This window comes from Sulfurospirillum sp. hDNRA2 (assembly GCF_024206095.2).
GTDB lineage: Bacteria > Campylobacterota > Campylobacteria > Campylobacterales > Sulfurospirillaceae > Sulfurospirillum.
In genome coordinates this window covers 1689698-1707675 of sequence record NZ_CP159800.1, presented here as the reverse complement: position 1 = coordinate 1707675, position 17978 = coordinate 1689698, and the positions used below count along the sequence as shown (strand labels likewise).

Sequence of the window (17978 nt, the reverse complement as noted above, 5' to 3'; positions counted from 1 at the left end):
AGAAGGTTAGTAATATAGATTTGACTTAAATAAGTACGGAGAATATTGTGATAGAAGAATATAAAACTTTAAGTGATTTACCTAATGATCCCTTTGAAATGCCTCCTCCATATTGGAGAAGTTCTGGAACAATATTTCAAATTACAGATGCGTTGGAAAATTTATGTATATATTTAAAAAAGCTCCTTGAGATTCTTCCTAATACTCAAGCACTGCTAGATAATTATTTGGATCGTAACCCCAATTTTGAAGAAGATGATGAAGAATTTATGGATATATCTGAACCATTATATGAAATAGAATCTAAGATTAAATTAAAATGTGAATTATCCGTATTTATGGCAGCCATAGAAATAGAAGATTTACTTAATATGATCAGTGTTTTTAATTTAAAAAAAGATGTGTCTGAGTCTATAGAAAAATTAAGCCCTATGGAAAAACTACTTATTATTTCAGCTACACTTACAGATTCTCCAGTTAAAGATTCCAAACCTTACGACGCTTTAAAAAAATTAATATCTTGGCGAAATGCTTATGCTCATGGACACTGTACTGATAGACCTGTAAAATCGCTCCGACATAATCATTTAATATCTCCAGAATCATATCCTACAGTCCCAAAAGAAATTGAGCACATGTTAATGCAATTGAATGGTTACCTTATAGTATCAAAATATTTACGTACAATTAGTCATAATAACTATACAAGAGGAGTATCTTATCATGACTCTGAAATTGAAAATTTTTTGAAAAAAATAAATAAATATAAGTTTTCTTATAATGGTAATGGTGAAATATATAATCTTGCTTATAAAGGAGGAGCATAAGTAAATGCCCTTTAAAAAAAGGCATTCACTTATGCGTTAAAACACGAGTAGCGTTGAGTACGGCGATGAGTGCAACGCCTACGTCTCCAAAGACGGCTTCCCACATCGTGGCAATTCCAAACGCACCCATAATCAAAATAGCCCCTTTAACACCCAGTGCGAAAATGATGTTTTGCCACACAATGGCGTGGGTTTTATGGGCGATTTTAAGTGCGGTGGCGACTTTGCTGATCTCGTCGGTCATGATGACAATGTCCGCAGCTTCGATCGCGGCGTCACTTCCAACGCCTCCCATGGCAATGCCGATGTCAGCGCGCGCCAAAACAGGTGCATCGTTGATGCCATCGCCCACAAAGACGGTTTTGCCGTTACCCGTTTTTTTCGCCATAAGGGCTTCCAGTTTCTCCACTTTTTGGTGCGGTAAAAGTTCGGCTTCAACGTGGGTGATGCCAAGTTCCTGCGCGACTTTATTGGCGGCGGTTTGGTTGTCTCCCGTGAGCATCACGATGTCTTGGATACCCAGTGCTTTAAGCGCTAAGATAGCTTGTTTGCTATCTTCCTTAGGCGTATCGGCGATGAGGATAGAGCCGATGAGTTGCCCCTCAACCACGATATACACTACCGTATCAGGCGTGTCGATCGCTTCATGCGCGATGGCGTGTTCGACCAACAGTTTGGCATTGCCCGCAAGAACGGTTTTGCCATCGATGATCGCTTTGACACCATACCCTGCAAGTTCTTCATAATCGCTCACAACAGCATCCAAAGGCTCAATGTACGCGCGTTTGATGGAGACCGCGATGGGGTGGTTGGAGTGCATCTCCGCAAGAGCCGCCAAACGGAGGACGTCGATCTCACTGTGACCGTGAAGTGCGCGAACCGATGTGACGCTGAAAAAGCCTTTGGTCAACGTTCCTGTTTTATCAAACACGACGGTATCGACACGGTTGAGCGCTTCAAGAAAGTTACCACCTTTGACCAAGATGCCGTTTTTAGACGCACCGCCGATGCCTCCAAAGAAACTCAGTGGAATGGAAACGACCAATGCGCACGGGCATGAAACGACCAGGAAAACCAACGAGCGTCTAAACCACTCGCTTAACAGTGCGTCTTGCATCAGAAGTGGCGGTAAAAAGGCAAGTAATGCCGCGGAGATCACGACAAAAGGCGTGTAATACTTCGCGAACGTTGTGATAAATTGCTCTGTTTTCGCTTTTTTAGCTCCTGCATTTTGCACAAGGTCTAAGATTTTTGAAACGGTGGATTCTGAAAAAAGTTTGGTTGTCTCAACGATGATGACGCCTGTTTTGTTGATGGTTCCTGAGAGTACGTCACTGCCGACATCCACTTCTTTGGGCAAAGATTCGCCTGTCAATGCTGAGGTATCAAGTGTGGAACGCCCTTCGATGATGAGTCCATCAAGCGGTATTTTCTCTCCCGGTCTCACGATGATGCGACTGCCAAGTGTCACGTCACTTGGGTTGACTTTTTGCTCACCATCTTCGCTTTGAAGATTGGCAAAATCGGGACGAATGTCCATCAACTGGGTAATAGACTTGCGAGAGCGATCGACCGCTAAGTCTTGGAAAAATTCACCGACTCTAAAAAAGAGCATCACGGCAACACCCTCAGGGTATTCGCCGATGCTAAACGCGCCCACGGTGGCGAGTCCCATCAAAAAGTTTTCATCAAAAACATGCCCTTTGAAAAGGTTGGTAACCGCCATATAGAGGATCTCGCCACCCACTAGAAAAAAGCTAAGCAGATACGTCCAAAATAGCCAAGGATGACTCTCGTCCATCAAAACAGCGGCGATAAAAAGCACCGCACCGATGCAAAACGTGATGAAATGCCACGATGTAAGCATCTCTTTTAAACTCGAATCTCCTAAACCGTGGTGGTGGTCGTGTTCATCGTGATCATGGTCGTGATGGGCATGATCTGGGACGATGGGTTGGCATCTGCTGCAACAACTTCCCGTTGTCGCATCGCAGGTTTGGGGTGCTTTTTCACTGAAGTGCATACTCAAATCCTCGTGGTTCTAAAATGTGTTCTAAGCCTTGGTTAAAGATGTCTTTGATGTGTTCGTCATCGAGTGAATAAAAGACGACTTTTCCCTCTTTACGGTGTTTGACAAGCCGTGCTTGACGAAGGACTCGAAGTTGGTGAGAGATGGCAGACTGTGTCATGTGTAACAGTTCTGCGATGTCGCAAACACACATCTCCGCTTCAAACAGAGCCGAGATGATCTTCACACGTGTGGTGTCGCCAAAAACCTTAAAAAGCTCGGCAAGGTCGTAAAGTTTTTCCTCTTGCGGCATTTTCTTCTTCACCATTTCGATGACGTTTTCGTGCACTATGTCGCAACTGCAAAATTCATCACCCATCGCATGCTCCTTTAAAATGTATAACTGTTCATATGAACAACTGCTCATATGTTAAAACAACTCAGATTAGAAAAGGCTTAAAATGATAGGCAAACTCAAAAAGTTTTTACATGTAAAGAACTAAGGAGGGTAAAAAATTGAAAATTTGGTATGCCCATTCTTTGATTGTATGCGTAATGCAAAGCTATTCTCTTGCTACACACTTTATGTAATATCGTTTTTTGGATAAAGCATTTGTGACAATAGTAAAGATCACGATAGGTCATAAACGTTATGGATGATGTCGAAAAACCTCGTATTTCGTAGCCAAACCAATCAAAAAATCAAAAGGAAGAGAATTTAATGAGCATTTCAAAACAATTATTAGCAATGCTGCTCATTGCTATTTTAGGTCTCGTAGGAGTCCTAAGTATTTCTATCCAAAAAATGGAAACGGTCTATCAAAAAACAAATACATGTAACGTTGATGCCTTGCCCAGTATTTTAATACTGAGTGATGCTCTGTTTAACGCCTCTATGATTCGAGTTTTGATTTGGCAGCATATTGCTCAAGATGATTTAAGTGTTATGCAAAAGATCGAAAATGATCTTGAAAAAAGAAAACAACTCCTTGAGGAGTCTTTAAAAAAATATGAACCGTTTATATCGGATGATACGGATAAAGAGTTTCTTCAAAAAGATCGCGTCGCTGTGAACGCGTACCTTCAGCTTGTGGATAAAGCGATTGTTTTTTCAAAAGAAAACAATAAAGAAGCGTCGAGAGATATTTTCTTTAAAAATCCTACGATTATGAATGCGATGACAAACTCTTTTGTTCAACAGATGGAGTACAATCGACAACTTGCCGAGACAGATGCGAAAGAAGCTGTTTCGACAAAAGATCATGCGAGTTTACTGGTCATAGGATCTGCTATAATGATTACTCTAGCTGTTATCTTCTTTAGCATTGTAATCCGAAATAACATTATGCAAGGCGTTTCACTGATTCGTGACGGTATTGCAGGTTTTGTTCAAAACAAAGAGTTGAGATTTCGAATTAAGTACGGCAAGAAAAATGAGATTGAAGCGATCGTACAAAGTTTCAATAGCTTAGTCGATACCTTAGAAGTGATTATTGATGATGTCAAACACTCTTCCAGTGAGAACGCTTCCGTTTCGCATGAACTCAGCACCACCAGTATGCAAATAGGTCGTAATGCGGAGCATAGTACGGTAATTGTCAACAATACCATTGAAGAGATTGTCTCTATTAAAAAATTTGTTCAAGAGACGGCGTTACTGTCCGAATCGATGAAAAAAAGTATAGGTGTCGCAGGAGAAAAACTTGAATCTGCGAAAAATGAAGTCGTCATGCTGAAAAATGAAGTTGAGCTTGCCAGTGAAGCAGAAACGACTTTGGCTGGACAGTTAGAACAGATGAGTAAAGATGCTGAGCAAGTCAAAGAAATTTTAACCGTTATCTCCGATATCGCCGATCAAACCAACCTTCTTGCCCTCAATGCCGCGATTGAAGCCGCACGTGCAGGTGAACATGGAAGGGGATTTGCCGTTGTTGCCGATGAAGTGCGAAAACTAGCCGAACGTACGCAAAAAAGTTTGACTGAAATTAATGCCACCATCAATGTCATTGTCCAAGCCATTGTGAATTCTTCAGATCACATGAGTAAAAATGCCCAAAATATTAGACGCTTAGCCTCTGTTTCAACCACTGTGGAAGATACCATTACCCATACGACTTCCGTGATGCAAGAGAGCGTAGAGTCGGTAACTACCAGTGCTAAGAACTCTCATAAAATTGCTAACGATACAGAAAAGATCGTTGATCTTGTCACAAATATTAACGCTATTACGAGTGAAAATGCCAGAAGTGTAGAAGAGATCGCTAGTGCTGCCGATCATCTTTCTAAACTTGCTGAGAACCTTAACCACAAACTAGGACAGTTTAAATCGTAAGCTATTTGCTTTCTTAAACTTCTTCTGTTTTATGAACTGACTCTTTTCTTTAGACAAAAAGGGTCAGTTACCGCTTTAAGTGTCTTTTTACATGTAAAGAAAAAAAGAGGCAAAAAGTCAAAAGATTTACCCCCTTTTGTAAGAATAATCCAAAAATTGCTCTCATAAAAATAAGTTGGCAATTTTTGGATTGAGTGAAATGTTATTTACGGCTAAACTATCTCTCATCAACCCAAAAGGAGATCAGATGAGTTATATCAGTAATGATCGTTTATCCACAGCAGATGACGCCGTTTTTAAAATTTTGCAAAATGAGTTTGAGCGACAATCCACGCATCTTGAGATGATCGCGAGTGAGAATTTTACCTCACGTGCTGTTATGGAAGCAACAGGAAGTATTTTTACCAACAAATACGCTGAGGGTTACCCACAAAAGCGGTATTACAATGGTTGTGAATGTGCCGATGAGATCGAGCAACTTGCCATTGACAGGTTGTGTGAGATTTTTGGATGTACCTATGCCAATGTGCAACCCCATTCGGGTAGTCAAGCTAATGGCGCGGTGTATGCGGCACTTTTAAATGCAAATGATAAATTATTGGGTATGGATTTACAGCAAGGTGGTCACTTAACACACGGTGCGAAGGTGAGTTTTTCGGGTAAAAATTATCAATCGTTTAGCTATGGTGTCGATGCAAATGGTTATATTGATTATGCCAAGGTTTTGGAAATTGCGAAGATTGTTAAACCTAAAATGATCGTATGCGGCGCTTCGGCGTATGCGCGTGAGCTTGATTTTGCTGCGTTTCGAGAGATTGCGGACGCGGTGGGTGCGCTTTTATTTGCCGACATCGCGCACGTTGCAGGACTTGTTGCCGCGGGGGAACATAGGAGCCCTTTCCCGTATGCGCATATCGTCACCTCGACAACGCATAAAACACTGCGCGGTCCTAGAGGTGGTGTCATTATGACCAACGATGAAGCGCTTGCAAAAAAGATCAACGCGGCTATTTTCCCAGGAATCCAAGGCGGTCCACTGCTACATGTCATTGCGGCAAAAGCGGTGGCGTTTGGTGAAGTGTTAAAGCCAGAGTGGAAAGAGTATGCCAAGCAAGTCAAACGCAATGCCAGCGTTTTGGGCGAGGTTTTGCTTGAGCGGGGTTTTGATTTGGTCAGTGGTGGAACCGATAACCATTTGATTTTGGTATCATTACTAAACAAAGATTATTCTGGTGAAGAGGCGAGCACCGCCTTGGAAAATGCAGGTATAACCGTGAATAAAAACAGTGTTCCAGGCGATACCAGAAGTGCGAAATTAACCTCAGGTATTCGCATCGGATCTGCGGCTTTAACGACGCTGGGTATGAAAGAAAAAGAGTTTGAATGGATCGCGCGTCGTATTTGCGATGTGTTGGAAAATAGAGATAATTTAGCTTTACATTTAAAGATTAAAAAAGAGTTAGTGGCACTTTTGAAAAACTTTCACGTGTACGAAAGTGCGACGTATTAAGTGAAAAGGTAAGGGGCATACGATGAGAGAGATGGAAGTGTTGCATACCAATTATCAGCTGATTGAAAAAGCGATCAAGTACATTGATGCGCATTTTAAAGAACAGCCCTCCATCGACGTGATTGCTAGCAGTATCGGCATGAGCAAATACCATTTTATCCGCGTGTTTAAAGAGTATGTGGGCGTGACACCCAAACAGTTTTTGCACTCGGTGACGCTTAATTACGCCAAAGAGCACATCAAAGAGTCGAAGTCCATTTTGGACAGTAGCCTTGACATCGGACTTTCCAGTGTGAGTCGGTTGCATGAACTGTTTGTGAACTTGATCGGTGTGACGCCTAAGGAGTGGCGCGAAAAAGGAAAAGACGTCACCATCACGTACGGTTTTGGACTGACCCCTTTTGGGCAAGCGTTGATCGCTTACACCGATAAAGGCATCTGTTTTTTAGGCTTTATCGACCAGAATCAAGAGGCGATTTTCAAGCGTTTTCAAGAGCTGTGGGAAAATGCGAACTTGGTGCATGACGATGGTAAAGCTGCGCGTTATTTGGAAAATATCTTTCTGAAAAATAAAAAATACAACCTTTTGGTCAAGGGAACGAACCTTCAAGTCAATGTCTGGAAAGCGCTGTTAAATCTCCCCAATGGCGTGATCGCGACCTACCAAGACATCGCCAATTATATCGACAAACCCAATGCCGTGCGAGCGGTTGCCAGTGCCATCGGGAAAAATCACATCGGTTATCTCATTCCCTGCCACCGTGTCATTGCCAAAAGCGGTGCGATGAGCGGGTATCGCTGGGGCATCGAGCGTAAAAAGATACTCATTGCGTATGAGTCGACGCATCAGCCTTTATCTTCTGAGGTAAGGCGTGCTAAAGTTGAAGATATCAACGCTTTAGCACGACTGCTTCCGCACGCTTCTTTAGAGCATTTGAGTGCTTGGATACACGAGGAGCGTTTGGGCGCACTTTATGTTGCAACGCACGAAGACGAAGTGGCTGGCATGCTTCACGTAACGCATCATACCTCACTCGCAACGGCTCAAAAAAGTGCTGTTTTAGAGGCATTGGTGGTTGAAGAAGCGTTTTTACATCAAGGCATTGAGGCGTTGTTGCTGGAGCATGCTCTTTTTACATGTAAAACGATGGGCTTTCATACCGTAACGCTTTTAGACGATATACCCGCACTCTCCATACCTTGCGAAACGCTAGGATTTAAACCTTTCCAAGGACGCACTCTTCCTCTTTCATCTTAGTATAAACGTTATCGGTTGCAAAACGGTTACGCCTATTATGGGCAAAAAGTGAGCAATTGAGGGTAAAATATGAGGACTATTTTAGCCTATAATGTCACGCAACGAGATCACAAGAGAGGAAATTATATGTCGTTTAAGATCAAAATAATTCTCGGTATTGCCGTTTTAATGTTTCTAAGTTTGAGTCTGTTTAGCCTGATTAGCTATTTGGATACGAAAAAAAACAGCGTCATACAAATTGAAAGCAGTTTAAGCATGGCGTCTCGATCGCTGACGGATTTCATTGACAGTTGGGCGTCGGGTAAAAAAAGCACCATGGAGAGTACGGCACGCTATTTGACGGACGTCGAGATCATGGATACCTTACAAATCCGCACGATCTTACAAGAGACGACGAAGACTTTAGGGGGATTTGATACGACGGTAGGGCTTGAAGACGGAAGCGCGATGACGGGAAGCGGAGCCAAATTGCCCGAGGGATACGATCCGAGGGTTCGCGAGTGGTACAAGAGCGTCAAAGCTTCGGGAAAATCGGGCGTAACGGATGCGTATATCGATGCGACGACCCAAAAATTGGTCGTTTCGGTAATGGCACCGATTTTTAAAGATAAGACCTTCGTCGGCGCGGTTATTTTAGACATTTCGCTCGATGCGCTTACCCAAGCGATCGCCAACATTAATTTCAACGGCGGTTTCGGGATGCTAACGGATACTAAAGGTATTTTTATCGCGCATCCAAATTCCACTATGCTTGGAAAAGAGCTGAAAAGTGTAGAACCTTCTATTGCCGAGGCGGTTCGTACCAAAAGCGAAGGATTGGTCGAATACGACGATAAAGGTTCCCCAAAAATCTTTGCGTTCAAAACGTCCAAAGAGACGGGATGGTTGCCTGCGATTAGTTTCGATAAACACGTCGCTTACGCTTTTTTAGACACGCAAGTCAAAGAGCTGGCATTGCTCGGGCTTGTGATGTTGGCGTTGAGCGTCGCAACAATGATCGTGCTGATTCGTATTTTGCTTCGCCCCGTCGATCGGCTCAATGCGGTCGTGGAGGAACTCTCAACTTCCCAAGGCGACTTGCGCCATCGCTTACATGTCGATTCTAACGACGAATTTGCGGTCGTATCGCGTAATATTAACGCTTTTATCGAAAAGTTGCACGACATCGTCAAAAAGTCCAAAGCAATCAGCAATGAAAACGCTTCGATTTCGGAAGAGCTTTCACGTACGGCGTTGGAAGTCGTCCGCAACGTCGAGACCGAATCCAAAATAACGGAAAATACGAAAAAAGAGGGCATTGCTCTGGTCAAAAGCCTTGAAAATTCCGTCGCCAAAGCGCAAGATTCGCAAGAGGCATTGAGTCGTACGCAGCACGATATCGTCGAAGTCAAAGAGCAAGTCGAACAACTCGAAGATACGATGCGAACGACGGCAAGCAAGGAACAAAACCTTGCCGAAAGACTTAACACGGTTAGCCACAACGCCAACGAGGTCAAAGAGGTGCTCAATATTATCCGCGATATTGCCGACCAGACCAACCTTTTGGCGCTCAATGCTGCGATTGAAGCCGCTCGGGCGGGAGAACACGGAAGAGGGTTTGCCGTCGTTGCCGATGAGGTGCGAAAACTAGCAGAACGCACGCAAAAAAGCTTGGTCGAAATCGATGCGACGATCAACGTCGTGGTACAATCCATCATGGATGCGAACACCGACATTGCGCAAAACGTGCATGAAGTACAAGCCCTCGCCGTCGTGACGGAAAATCTGCAAAAGGGGATGAATAACGTCTCGGAAATTATTCATTCGACGATCGCACAAAGCCGCGATACGGTGAACGATTTTATCGGTACATCCGACAAGATCAAGAACATCGTCGACGAAATTGAAAAGATCAATGCGATTTCAAAAGAAAACGTCGCTAGCATCGATAATGTTTCGCAAGCAAGCGATCATTTGCATGCGATGACCGAAAATCTCAATAACGAGCTTAGCAAGTTTCGCTCGTAACGTTTTGAACGCTTTTGCCCGAGCCGTGTCGCAAAGCTTGGGCAATTTAAGGTTTTATCTGTACAATCTCTTTTAAAAACGCAAGAGGTTTGCATGATCGATAAATCCCTTTTAAACGGACTTTACGTCTTAACGGACGCTACGTTGACTCCAGAAGAGACGATTTTAGAGCAAATGGAGCGCGTGTTAAAATGCGGCGTCAAAGTGATTCAATACCGCGACAAATACGCAAGCGACGAAGCGGCGGAAAAAACATGCCGTCGCCTTCAAGCTCTGTGCGATCTTTACGAAGCGGTTTTCATCATAGACGATCGTTTGGAATTGGCGCATCGCATCAACGCGGACGGCTTACATGTCGGGCAAGACGACGTGAGTTACGAAGAAGCAAGGGCACTTTTGGGAAACGATAAAATCATCGGCATATCGTGTTACGGCGATATTGCACGAGCGCTTCATTACGCTTCGCTGGGAGCAGATTACGTCGCGTTCGGTTCGTTTTTTCCCTCTCTGACGAAGCCAAACTCTATCGTTGTTCCGCATACCGTGCTCGGTGAAGCCAAAAAGGTCATTAACGTACCGATTTGCGCTATCGGCGGTATCACTCCCGACACGATTCCCCTTTTACGTTCCTATGACATCGCGATGTATTCGGTGATCAGTGCCGTGTATAAAAACGATACGATAGAGGAAAATATCGCACGTTTATTACCGTAAGGAGAAAGAATGGTCTTGGGCAAATTTGACGTTTCGATTACCAATGCGAGTAAAGGTATGGCGTTGATGCTGATTTTGTGGCATCATCTTTTTTACGAACATCCCGAAGAGGGATGGGTTGTTTATCAAACCGCCTTATTGGCCAAAGTATGTGTCGGTATTTACGTGGTTTTAAGCGGTTTTGGGCTGGCAGAGTCGGTCAAGAAAAAGGGGCTAGAACTCGCGTCGTTTTACAAGCGTAGGGTGTTGAAGCTCTATATGAACTATTGGTTGATCGCACTTTTATTCGTTCCGATCGGTGTTTGGTTTATGGGCAGAACCTTAGAGGGCGTTTACGGACATGCTTACATGCAAGGTTTGTTGCTGCAAATGCTCGGGCTTCACATGTTTACGTGGGTCGGTTACGGGTACAACGCGACGTGGTGGTTTATGAGCCTTATTATCGTTTTATACGCTCTCTTTCCTCTCGTCTATTTTTTGACGCAAAAATTTCATCTATGGTTTTTAGCCCTATGCGCCCTTTTGCTCTTTGTGCCGATTCCATTGGTAAACGATTGGATTTTTCCGTTTGCGACGGGCGTTTACCTTTCTCAAACCGACGGGTTTTTGAAGATAATCGCACGGTTGGATCGATTGGGGAAAAAACGGTTCGTTTTATTAGCCGTTTTAACGGTATTTGTCGCGTGGTATCGCCAAAACGGCTATCTTTTCGATAGCGTCAGAGCCGATACGTTTTTTGCGATTTTACTGATCTTATGGACGACGGAATGGATAGCTGTCTCTGCTTGGGCAAAAAAAGCGTTCGAATTTATCGGCGTGCATTCGTTCAATATCTTTTTATTTCACACGTTTATTTATTACTACTATTTTCCCGATTTCATTTATGCTTTTCACTATCCCGTCATTATTTTTGCGGTGCTTTTGGGAATTTGTTTGATCCTTTCGGTAGGAATCGAGACGCTGAAAAAGTGGATAGGATTTGATAAGTTGCTTTAGAATAGCCCTTTTTTAAGGGTTATTCTCGAATGAGCGACAAGACGGCGAAAAAATGAAAAATCGATCCGCCTAAGACAAAAAAATGCCAAATGGCGTGGCTAAAGAAGCGTTGCTTTTGTATGTAAAAACCGATGCCGAGCGTGTAAATAATTCCTCCGACTAGCAGTAAAACCAAAGGAAGCGTCGAGAGATTCTCCATCAGCGGTTTGATCGCGACGACGACCATCCATCCCATCAGCGCATAAAGGATAATCGCCAAAAGATGAAAACGGCCCGGAAAGAGAATTTTCAGTGCCGTACCGAAAAGCGCAATGCCCCATGAAATGCCAAAAAGCGTCCATCCCCACGAGCCTTGAATGCCCAAAAGACATACGGGCGTATACGTTCCGGCAATCAAAACGTAAATAGCGCAATGATCGAATTGTCGTAAAATAGCTTTGAGTGTGGGAAAAGGCACGGCATGATAGAGCGTCGAAGCGCCGTACATGACGATTAACGCGATACCGAAGACGATCGCACTGGCAATTTTGGCACCCTCACCGCTTTGAGCGGCAAAAACGCATAAAAGCGTTAATGCGCTGACGCTTAACAAAAGTCCTACCCCGTGGCTAATACTGTGCCATATCTCTTCTTTTTGAGAGTAGCTTCGTGTCGGTTGCATCGTAAACTCCTTATCTGTATGCTTTAATTATACCTCGATTCGGTCGATTTAGTTCTCAAAAGCTATTTGGGGGCAAAAAGCTATGCGTGTTACATCATCGTCGCTCAACGTACAAAGTTATCACGAAGAGTTGCAAAGCAGTACGGTCGTAAGGCATATCGACGATACGCACGTGCAAACATTGACGCAAAACAGCGAATCGGAAAACTTAACGCTTCAGGCGACGGGAAGTATCAAAACGCAAACGGGGGCGGTTCTCGATATTGCATTACACAGTACGTTATCGCGTAAAGATCGTTACGAAGCTTTCACGGTACAATCGTTGGGTGCACTCGTCGATCCTTTGGTTATCAATCTGGAAGGCGGGCTTGCCCGTATCGATTTATCGAAAACGTTTTTATTTGATCTTAACGGCGACGGGAATCAAGAAGAAATTGCTCTTTTGGGTCGCAATAACGGCTTTGTGGCATGGGATAAAAACGAAAACGGCATCATTGACGAAGGAAGTGAACTTTTTGGTACGAAAAGCGGCGACGGTTTTGCCGACTTATCCGCGCATGACGAAGACGCAAACGGTTGGATCGATGAAAACGATACTATCTTTTCCAAATTAAAAATTTGGCAGAAAAGTGCCGTACAAGACAATCTTATCTCCTTAAATCAAGCACAAGTCGGTGCATTATTGCTTGAAAGTACGGATGCGCCGTTTCGGTACAAAAACGGTGCAACGACCGATGCGTTGTTACAAAAAAGCGGCGTTGTTTTGTTTGAAAACGGTACGGCAGGTTGGATGTCACATGTAGATTTTGCGATCAAAAATACTCAAACGCAAGCATCCGACGAACAAGAAGCAAAAACGCCCGTCGGCTCAAGTATGATTTTACAAAAGGCACAAGAGTCCTCTTCCTCTTCCGATCTCAATAAAGGTCTTCTTTCCGCTTTAAAAAATCGACTCAAAATGCTTGAAAAAAAACTTGCCAAAGCTCATGATCCGGTCGAAAAAAGCGACATTATGGTGCAGATGCTCAAAATTTCGATGCAAATTGCGCAATTAGGCGGTTTATCTAAGGCGTGAGTCGGTACAATTTCGTATCTTACATGTAAAGGAAAAGCTCATGCTTGATCTTCAAACGATCGCAATGTTTATCACGGCTTCGACGCTTTTAGCCCTTGCGCCGGGACCTGATATTTTATTTGTTTTAACACAGTCGATGAGTCAAGGCAGTCGCAGCGGCATTGCCATCGCGTTAGGGCTTTGTAGCGGTCTGATTTTTCATACGACGGCGGTTGCTTTGGGCGTTGCGGTGATCTTTCAGACCTCTTTACTTGCTTTTACGCTTTTAAAAATGATCGGTGCGGCGTATTTGCTTTATTTGGCGTTTATGGCGTTCAAAGATGCAAGCAAAAGCAAACTGGAAACCGACAAAACGCCTATACGTTTAGTTTCGCTCTACAAACGCGGCATTTTTATGAACATTACCAACCCTAAAGTTTCCATTTTTTTCTTAGCCTTTTTACCCCAATTTACGCGTCCGGAAGCGGGAAACGTCACGGGACAAATCTTTATGCTCGGTGCTTTGTTTATGCTCAGTGCTTTTGTCGTCTTCTTTTTCGTCTCTTTACTCGCAGGTCGCGTCGGTCAATGGTTTGCTCAGACCAAAAACGGGGAGAAAATACTCAATCGCGTTGCCGGAACGATTTTTGCCGCACTCGCCTTTAAATTAGCGTTCACGTCGCGATGAGCCGCGTTAAACTTATCGCCGTTATCCTAGCACTCGTTTCGGGAGTGTTACTTATTGAAATCTTTTTACAAAATCTTTTAGGCTCGTAAGAAATATCATACGTTTGTTTGTCTTCGGTGTTAGGATAATCCCAAAACGACTTTGGAGCAAACGATGAAAATAGGTCTTTTTATCCCCTGTTTTATGAATGAGTTATACCCTGAAGCTTCGATGGCAACGCTGAAGGTGCTAGAGAACTTGGGGTTGGATGTGGAATATCCATTAAACCAAACCTGTTGCGGACAAGCACAAGCCAACACAGGCTGTGCGAAAGAGACCGCTGTTCTAGCAGAGCGCTTTTTGAGTATCTTTAAAGACTACGACTACATCGTCGCTCCCAGCGGCAGTTGCGTAAGCATGGTGCGTCATAATTACGCCCAGTTTTTAGAAGGACGCGAGGGTTTTGAGCGTATGCGTTCACACACTTATGAACTTATCGAGTTTTTACACGATGTCATTAAACCTACCTCTATGAATGCTACATTTTCTCACAAAGTGGGCATCCACAACAGCTGTCATGCTCACAGAGAACTTGGCATGGCGAGTATGAGTGAGAAGAATGTACCCGAATTCTCCAAGATCAAAAACTTACTCGACAAAGTAGAGGGCATTAGCTACTCTGAACTCACCCGCAAAGATGAATGTTGTGGCTTTGGAGGAACGTTTGCGGTCTCCGAAGAAGCGATGAGTACGGCGATGGGACGCGCACGTTTGCAAGACCATCTAGACGCTGGCAGTGAGTACATCACCGGTGTGGATATGTCGTGTTTGATGCATATGCAAGGCTTGATCGATCGTGAAAAAATGCCGCTTAAAACGATCTATATCGCTCAAATTTTAGCAGGAGACGTCCAATGAGCCACCCAGAACTTGCCGAAAAATTTGCCGCAAATGTTGAGCGTATGAAATGGCACGACAAAGCACTCTGGTTTGTTCGTGTTAAACGCGATAACCAATCCAAAAGTTTAGACGAATGGGAAGAGCTTCGCAACACCGCCGATAAGATCAAATCCCACACGCTCTCACATCTTGATGAATACCTTGAGCAGTTTGAGAAAAACGCTTTAGCTCGTGGTATTCGTGTGCATTGGGCGAAAGATGCGAAAGAGCACAATGAGATCGTTTTAGACATCTTACGCTCTAATGGTGCGAAGATGATCGTCAAAAGCAAATCCATGCTCACCGAAGAGTGTCATCTCAATCCTTACTTGGAAGAGCACGGCATTGAAGTGGTGGACACCGACTTAGGCGAGCGCATCGTCCAACTTCGTAAAGAGCCACCTTCTCACATCGTTCTTCCAGCGATTCACCTCAAAAAAGAAGACGTGGGAACAACCTTTGAGAAGTTTTTGAGCACCCAAAAAGGCAATGCTGACCCGACCTATTTAACACGTGCCGCACGCGCGCATTTGCGTGAGAAATTTGTGGGAGCGGACGCGGCGATGACCGGTGTCAATTTTGCCATCGCTGAAACGGGTGGCATCGTGGTTTGTACGAATGAGGGCAATGCCGACTTGGGTGCGAGTTTACCCAAGCTTCACATCGCGTGTATGGGCATTGAAAAGATCATCCCACGGTTGAAAGACCTGAGCATCTTTACACGCCTTTTGGCCAGAAGTGCAACGGGGCAGCCGGTGACAACGTATACGTCGCATTATCACGGTGCAGTTGAGGGCGGTCAGATGCACATCGTCATCGTCGATAACGGAAGAAGCAAAATTCTTTCTGATAAACGCTACATCAAATCGCTTCAATGCATTCGTTGTGGAGCGTGTTTAAATACGTGTCCGATTTACCGAAGAAGCGGTGGGTACAGTTACGGTTACGTCATCCCTGGACCCATCGGTTCAACGTTGGCTCCGAGTCGCGATCTTAAAAAATATTACAGCTTACCGTTTGCTTGCTCACTCTGTTTCTCCTGCTCCAACGTCTGCCCCGTCAAAGTGGATTTGGCTGATCAGCTCTACTTAAAACGTCAAGATGTGGTCGATGCGGGTTACTTAAGCCCTATCAAACACAATGCTCTTAAAATGGCAACCTGGTTGATGTGCCGTCCGAAACTGATGGACTTTGCAGGCTTTATGGCACGAAAAATGGTGCCCATTTTGCCGCGTGTACTTCTGTATTCAAAATTCAATCTGTGGGGCAAAAATAGAGAGCTACCACCATTTCCTAAAAACAGTTTTAAAGAACTTTACAAAGCAAAAAAGGGTATCAAATGAGTTCACGCGAAGCCATTTTAAATGCAATCAAAGAGGCAAAACCGCATAACAGTGACAGTGCTCTGCCTGAGGTCAATATTCTTCATACGACCTATGAGGATTTGGATGCGAAGTTTGCCACAACGCTCGCGGGAGTGGGCGGCAATGCCGTTCATCTGGACTCTTTGAGTGCGGTTGAGGATTACATCAAAGAGCATTATGCCGAAGCGACGGTCATCGTCTCGACGGTAGAGGGTTTACATGTAGGCACGAAAGAGCTGGGTGCAACGGATGATCCGCATACACTTAAAGACGTTGATCTTGCGATCATAAAAGGTGAATTTGCCGTCGCCGAAAACGGTGCGGTGTGGGTTAAAGAAGCTGATGCAAGACACCGAGCACTTTACTTTATCGCTCAAAAGTTGATGATCGTCGTGCCCAAAGGCGAGGTCGTACATACGATGCACGAAGCTTATATGAGGGTTGGTTTTGACGACAAAGATCTCTTTGGTATCTTCATCAGCGGACCGTCTAAAACAGCCGACATCGAACAGTCGTTGGTCATCGGAGCCCATGGCGCCACTGAGGCGTGTGTGGTCTTCATTTAATCTTAACACGCTCTGGGAGCAAAGCCTCCCAGAGCTACGTTAACACTGGGTTTCCTTCGGCAGGAAGCCCGCGCACCTTGGGTGCTTTTCTTCTTGCAAAATTGATTTTGTAAGAAATCTCTTCCTAACCTTTTTACATGTAAAGTCTAAAGCAGTTTCTCTTTTGCGCGAAAACGTGGGAGTTGAGAGACGATGATGCCTCCAAAAATCACAAAGCTTGCCATCATTTCCGTTTGAGAGAGCACTTCGCCTAAGAAGCCGTATGCCAAAAGAACGGTGAAGACGGGGATGAGATTGACAAAGACTGAAGCGCGTGATGCTTCGATGCGACCTAGAGCGAGGTTGAACATGCCATACCCTCCAAGGGTTACGACAATGCCCAAGTAACACAACCAACCCACTGCTTCTGCTGAAATAGTAAGTGGCACGCCCCACGACTCCCAGATGGCTAAGGGAAAGAAGAAAATTGTGCCGACAAAGGCTTGAACCGCGGTCAAAAAGAGGGCAGAGAAGCGTTGGCTTAAGTAGCGCACCGAGATGGCGTACCATGTTCCACAGACCATTGCACAAAATTCTAAAAAGTTACCTAAGAGTGGGTTGGTCGCGTGCTCACTGCTTTGAGCACTAAGACTCAGCCAAACCGCACCAATAACCGCCAGAGCAGAGCCGATAACAACACGTTTACTGAGGTACTCTTTGAGCACGAAACTCGCCGCGATTGCGGTCATCAACGGCATCATGGAGGTGATCATACCCGCTTGGGACGCGGTGGTGAGTTGCAAGGCTTTGGCTTCAAAGATGAAGTAGAGGCAGGGTTCAAAAAAGGTCAATAGTAAGATGTATTTGATGTCGCGTTTGGTAAATTCGTACGTGCGAAACTGCTTGATAAAGTAGACAAAACAGAGGCTAGCAATCGCCATACGACCAAACATCGCACTCATCGGTCCCATAACGCCCAGCACGGCTTTAAGCGCGATAAACGAGCTCGCCCACGTGAGCATGGCGATGAGTAGAAAACCAATACCGATCAAATCAATAGAGTTGTGTTTCATAATTATGGTACTTTCAAAAAAAA

General features: G+C 44.4%; 16 protein-coding genes. 12 read left to right on the top strand and 4 right to left on the bottom strand.

Annotated features, from left to right (window positions below):
- The first annotated feature begins 47 nt into the window (after window positions 1–47).
- The gene (locus NL930_RS08595) at window positions 48–827 is read left to right on the top strand and encodes a hypothetical protein (protein ID WP_254376382.1); all 780 of its coding nucleotides are present in this window, start codon (window positions 48–50) and stop codon (window positions 825–827) included.
- 25 nt (window positions 828–852) lie between these two features.
- Here the strand turns inward: NL930_RS08595 and NL930_RS08590 are convergent, their stop codons facing one another.
- Complete coding sequence (locus tag NL930_RS08590; protein WP_254376381.1) at window positions 853–2850, bottom strand: heavy metal translocating P-type ATPase; 1998 nt, start codon at window positions 2848–2850, stop codon at window positions 853–855.
- A complete protein-coding gene (locus NL930_RS08585; protein WP_254376380.1) occupies window positions 2837–3214 on the bottom strand; it encodes a helix-turn-helix transcriptional regulator in 378 nt (125 codons plus the stop codon). Before NL930_RS08585 ends, NL930_RS08590 begins: the two co-directional genes overlap by 14 nt.
- Before the next feature lie 342 nt (window positions 3215–3556).
- On the opposite strand from NL930_RS08585, the gene NL930_RS08580 reads away from it, so the two are divergent.
- The 6 genes from NL930_RS08580 to NL930_RS08555 all read left to right on the top strand — a co-directional run bounded on the left by NL930_RS08580 (window position 3557) and on the right by NL930_RS08555 (window position 11652).
- Window positions 3557–5167, top strand: a complete 1611-nt coding sequence (locus NL930_RS08580) for a methyl-accepting chemotaxis protein (protein WP_254376379.1) — start codon at window positions 3557–3559, stop codon at window positions 5165–5167.
- A 247-nt stretch (window positions 5168–5414) separates the two neighbouring features.
- Entirely contained in the window at window positions 5415–6677 is a 1263-nt protein-coding gene (locus NL930_RS08575; RefSeq protein WP_254376378.1) for a serine hydroxymethyltransferase, read from the top strand.
- Window positions 6678–6699: 22 nt separating this feature from the next.
- Window positions 6700–7935, top strand: a complete 1236-nt coding sequence (locus tag NL930_RS08570) for a GNAT family N-acetyltransferase (RefSeq protein ID WP_254376377.1) — start codon at window positions 6700–6702, stop codon at window positions 7933–7935.
- A 126-nt stretch (window positions 7936–8061) separates the two neighbouring features.
- Window positions 8062–9942, top strand: a complete 1881-nt coding sequence (locus tag NL930_RS08565; RefSeq protein ID WP_254376376.1) for a methyl-accepting chemotaxis protein — start codon at window positions 8062–8064, stop codon at window positions 9940–9942.
- Between the two features lie 93 nt (window positions 9943–10035).
- A complete protein-coding gene (gene thiE, locus NL930_RS08560; protein ID WP_254376375.1) occupies window positions 10036–10656 on the top strand; it encodes a thiamine phosphate synthase in 621 nt (206 codons plus the stop codon).
- 9 nt (window positions 10657–10665) lie between these two features.
- A complete protein-coding gene (locus tag NL930_RS08555) occupies window positions 10666–11652 on the top strand; it encodes an acyltransferase family protein (protein WP_254376374.1) in 987 nt (328 codons plus the stop codon).
- Window positions 11653–11671: 19 nt separating this feature from the next.
- Here NL930_RS08555 and NL930_RS08550 read toward each other — a convergent pair whose 3' ends face one another.
- Entirely contained in the window at window positions 11672–12313 is a 642-nt protein-coding gene (locus NL930_RS08550) for a hemolysin III family protein (protein ID WP_254376373.1), read from the bottom strand.
- Window positions 12314–12395: 82 nt separating this feature from the next.
- Between NL930_RS08550 and NL930_RS08545 the strand changes: the two genes are divergently transcribed.
- The 5 genes from NL930_RS08545 to NL930_RS08525 all read left to right on the top strand — a co-directional run bounded on the left by NL930_RS08545 (window position 12396) and on the right by NL930_RS08525 (window position 16903).
- A complete protein-coding gene (locus NL930_RS08545; protein ID WP_254376372.1) occupies window positions 12396–13388 on the top strand; it encodes a hypothetical protein in 993 nt (330 codons plus the stop codon).
- A 40-nt stretch (window positions 13389–13428) separates the two neighbouring features.
- Window positions 13429–14055: a LysE family translocator gene (locus NL930_RS08540; protein ID WP_039674990.1), complete on the top strand. Its 627-nt coding sequence runs from the start codon at window positions 13429–13431 to the stop codon at window positions 14053–14055.
- A gap of 153 nt (window positions 14056–14208) precedes the next feature.
- Complete coding sequence (locus NL930_RS08535; RefSeq protein WP_039674988.1) at window positions 14209–14952, top strand: (Fe-S)-binding protein; 744 nt, start codon at window positions 14209–14211, stop codon at window positions 14950–14952.
- Window positions 14949–16316: a lactate utilization protein B gene (locus tag NL930_RS08530; RefSeq protein WP_254376371.1), complete on the top strand. Its 1368-nt coding sequence runs from the start codon at window positions 14949–14951 to the stop codon at window positions 16314–16316. The genes NL930_RS08535 and NL930_RS08530 overlap by 4 nt, the downstream gene beginning before the upstream one ends.
- The gene (locus NL930_RS08525) at window positions 16313–16903 is read left to right on the top strand and encodes an LUD domain-containing protein (RefSeq protein WP_254376370.1); all 591 of its coding nucleotides are present in this window, start codon (window positions 16313–16315) and stop codon (window positions 16901–16903) included. The genes NL930_RS08530 and NL930_RS08525 overlap by 4 nt, the downstream gene beginning before the upstream one ends.
- Window positions 16904–17049: 146 nt before the next feature.
- On the opposite strand, the gene NL930_RS08520 is transcribed toward NL930_RS08525, so the two are convergent.
- Window positions 17050–17955 carry a DMT family transporter gene (locus NL930_RS08520; protein WP_254376369.1) on the bottom strand — a complete coding sequence of 302 codons (906 nt, stop codon included), beginning with the start codon at window positions 17953–17955 and terminating at the stop codon, window positions 17050–17052.
- Window positions 17956–17978 lie beyond the last annotated feature (23 nt).

Bases quoted from the DNA above. Each gene is read 5' to 3' on its own strand.
- NL930_RS08590 (WP_254376381.1), bottom strand. From the start codon at position 2,850: ATGCACTTCAGTGAAAAAGCACCCCAAACCTGCGATGCGACAACGGGA.
- NL930_RS08585 (WP_254376380.1), bottom strand. From the start codon at position 3,214: ATGGGTGATGAATTTTGCAGTTGCGACATAGTGCACGAAAACGTCATC.
- NL930_RS08580 (WP_254376379.1), top strand. From the start codon at position 3,557: ATGAGCATTTCAAAACAATTATTAGCAATGCTGCTCATTGCTATTTTA.
- NL930_RS08575 (WP_254376378.1), top strand. From the start codon at position 5,415: ATGAGTTATATCAGTAATGATCGTTTATCCACAGCAGATGACGCCGTT.
- NL930_RS08570 (WP_254376377.1), top strand. From the start codon at position 6,700: ATGAGAGAGATGGAAGTGTTGCATACCAATTATCAGCTGATTGAAAAA.
- NL930_RS08565 (WP_254376376.1), top strand. From the start codon at position 8,062: ATGTCGTTTAAGATCAAAATAATTCTCGGTATTGCCGTTTTAATGTTT.
- thiE (WP_254376375.1), top strand. From the start codon at position 10,036: ATGATCGATAAATCCCTTTTAAACGGACTTTACGTCTTAACGGACGCT.
- NL930_RS08555 (WP_254376374.1), top strand. From the start codon at position 10,666: ATGGTCTTGGGCAAATTTGACGTTTCGATTACCAATGCGAGTAAAGGT.
- NL930_RS08550 (WP_254376373.1), bottom strand. From the start codon at position 12,313: ATGCAACCGACACGAAGCTACTCTCAAAAAGAAGAGATATGGCACAGT.
- NL930_RS08545 (WP_254376372.1), top strand. From the start codon at position 12,396: ATGCGTGTTACATCATCGTCGCTCAACGTACAAAGTTATCACGAAGAG.
- NL930_RS08540 (WP_039674990.1), top strand. From the start codon at position 13,429: ATGCTTGATCTTCAAACGATCGCAATGTTTATCACGGCTTCGACGCTT.
- NL930_RS08535 (WP_039674988.1), top strand. From the start codon at position 14,209: ATGAAAATAGGTCTTTTTATCCCCTGTTTTATGAATGAGTTATACCCT.
- NL930_RS08530 (WP_254376371.1), top strand. From the start codon at position 14,949: ATGAGCCACCCAGAACTTGCCGAAAAATTTGCCGCAAATGTTGAGCGT.
- NL930_RS08525 (WP_254376370.1), top strand. From the start codon at position 16,313: ATGAGTTCACGCGAAGCCATTTTAAATGCAATCAAAGAGGCAAAACCG.
- NL930_RS08520 (WP_254376369.1), bottom strand. From the start codon at position 17,955: ATGAAACACAACTCTATTGATTTGATCGGTATTGGTTTTCTACTCATC.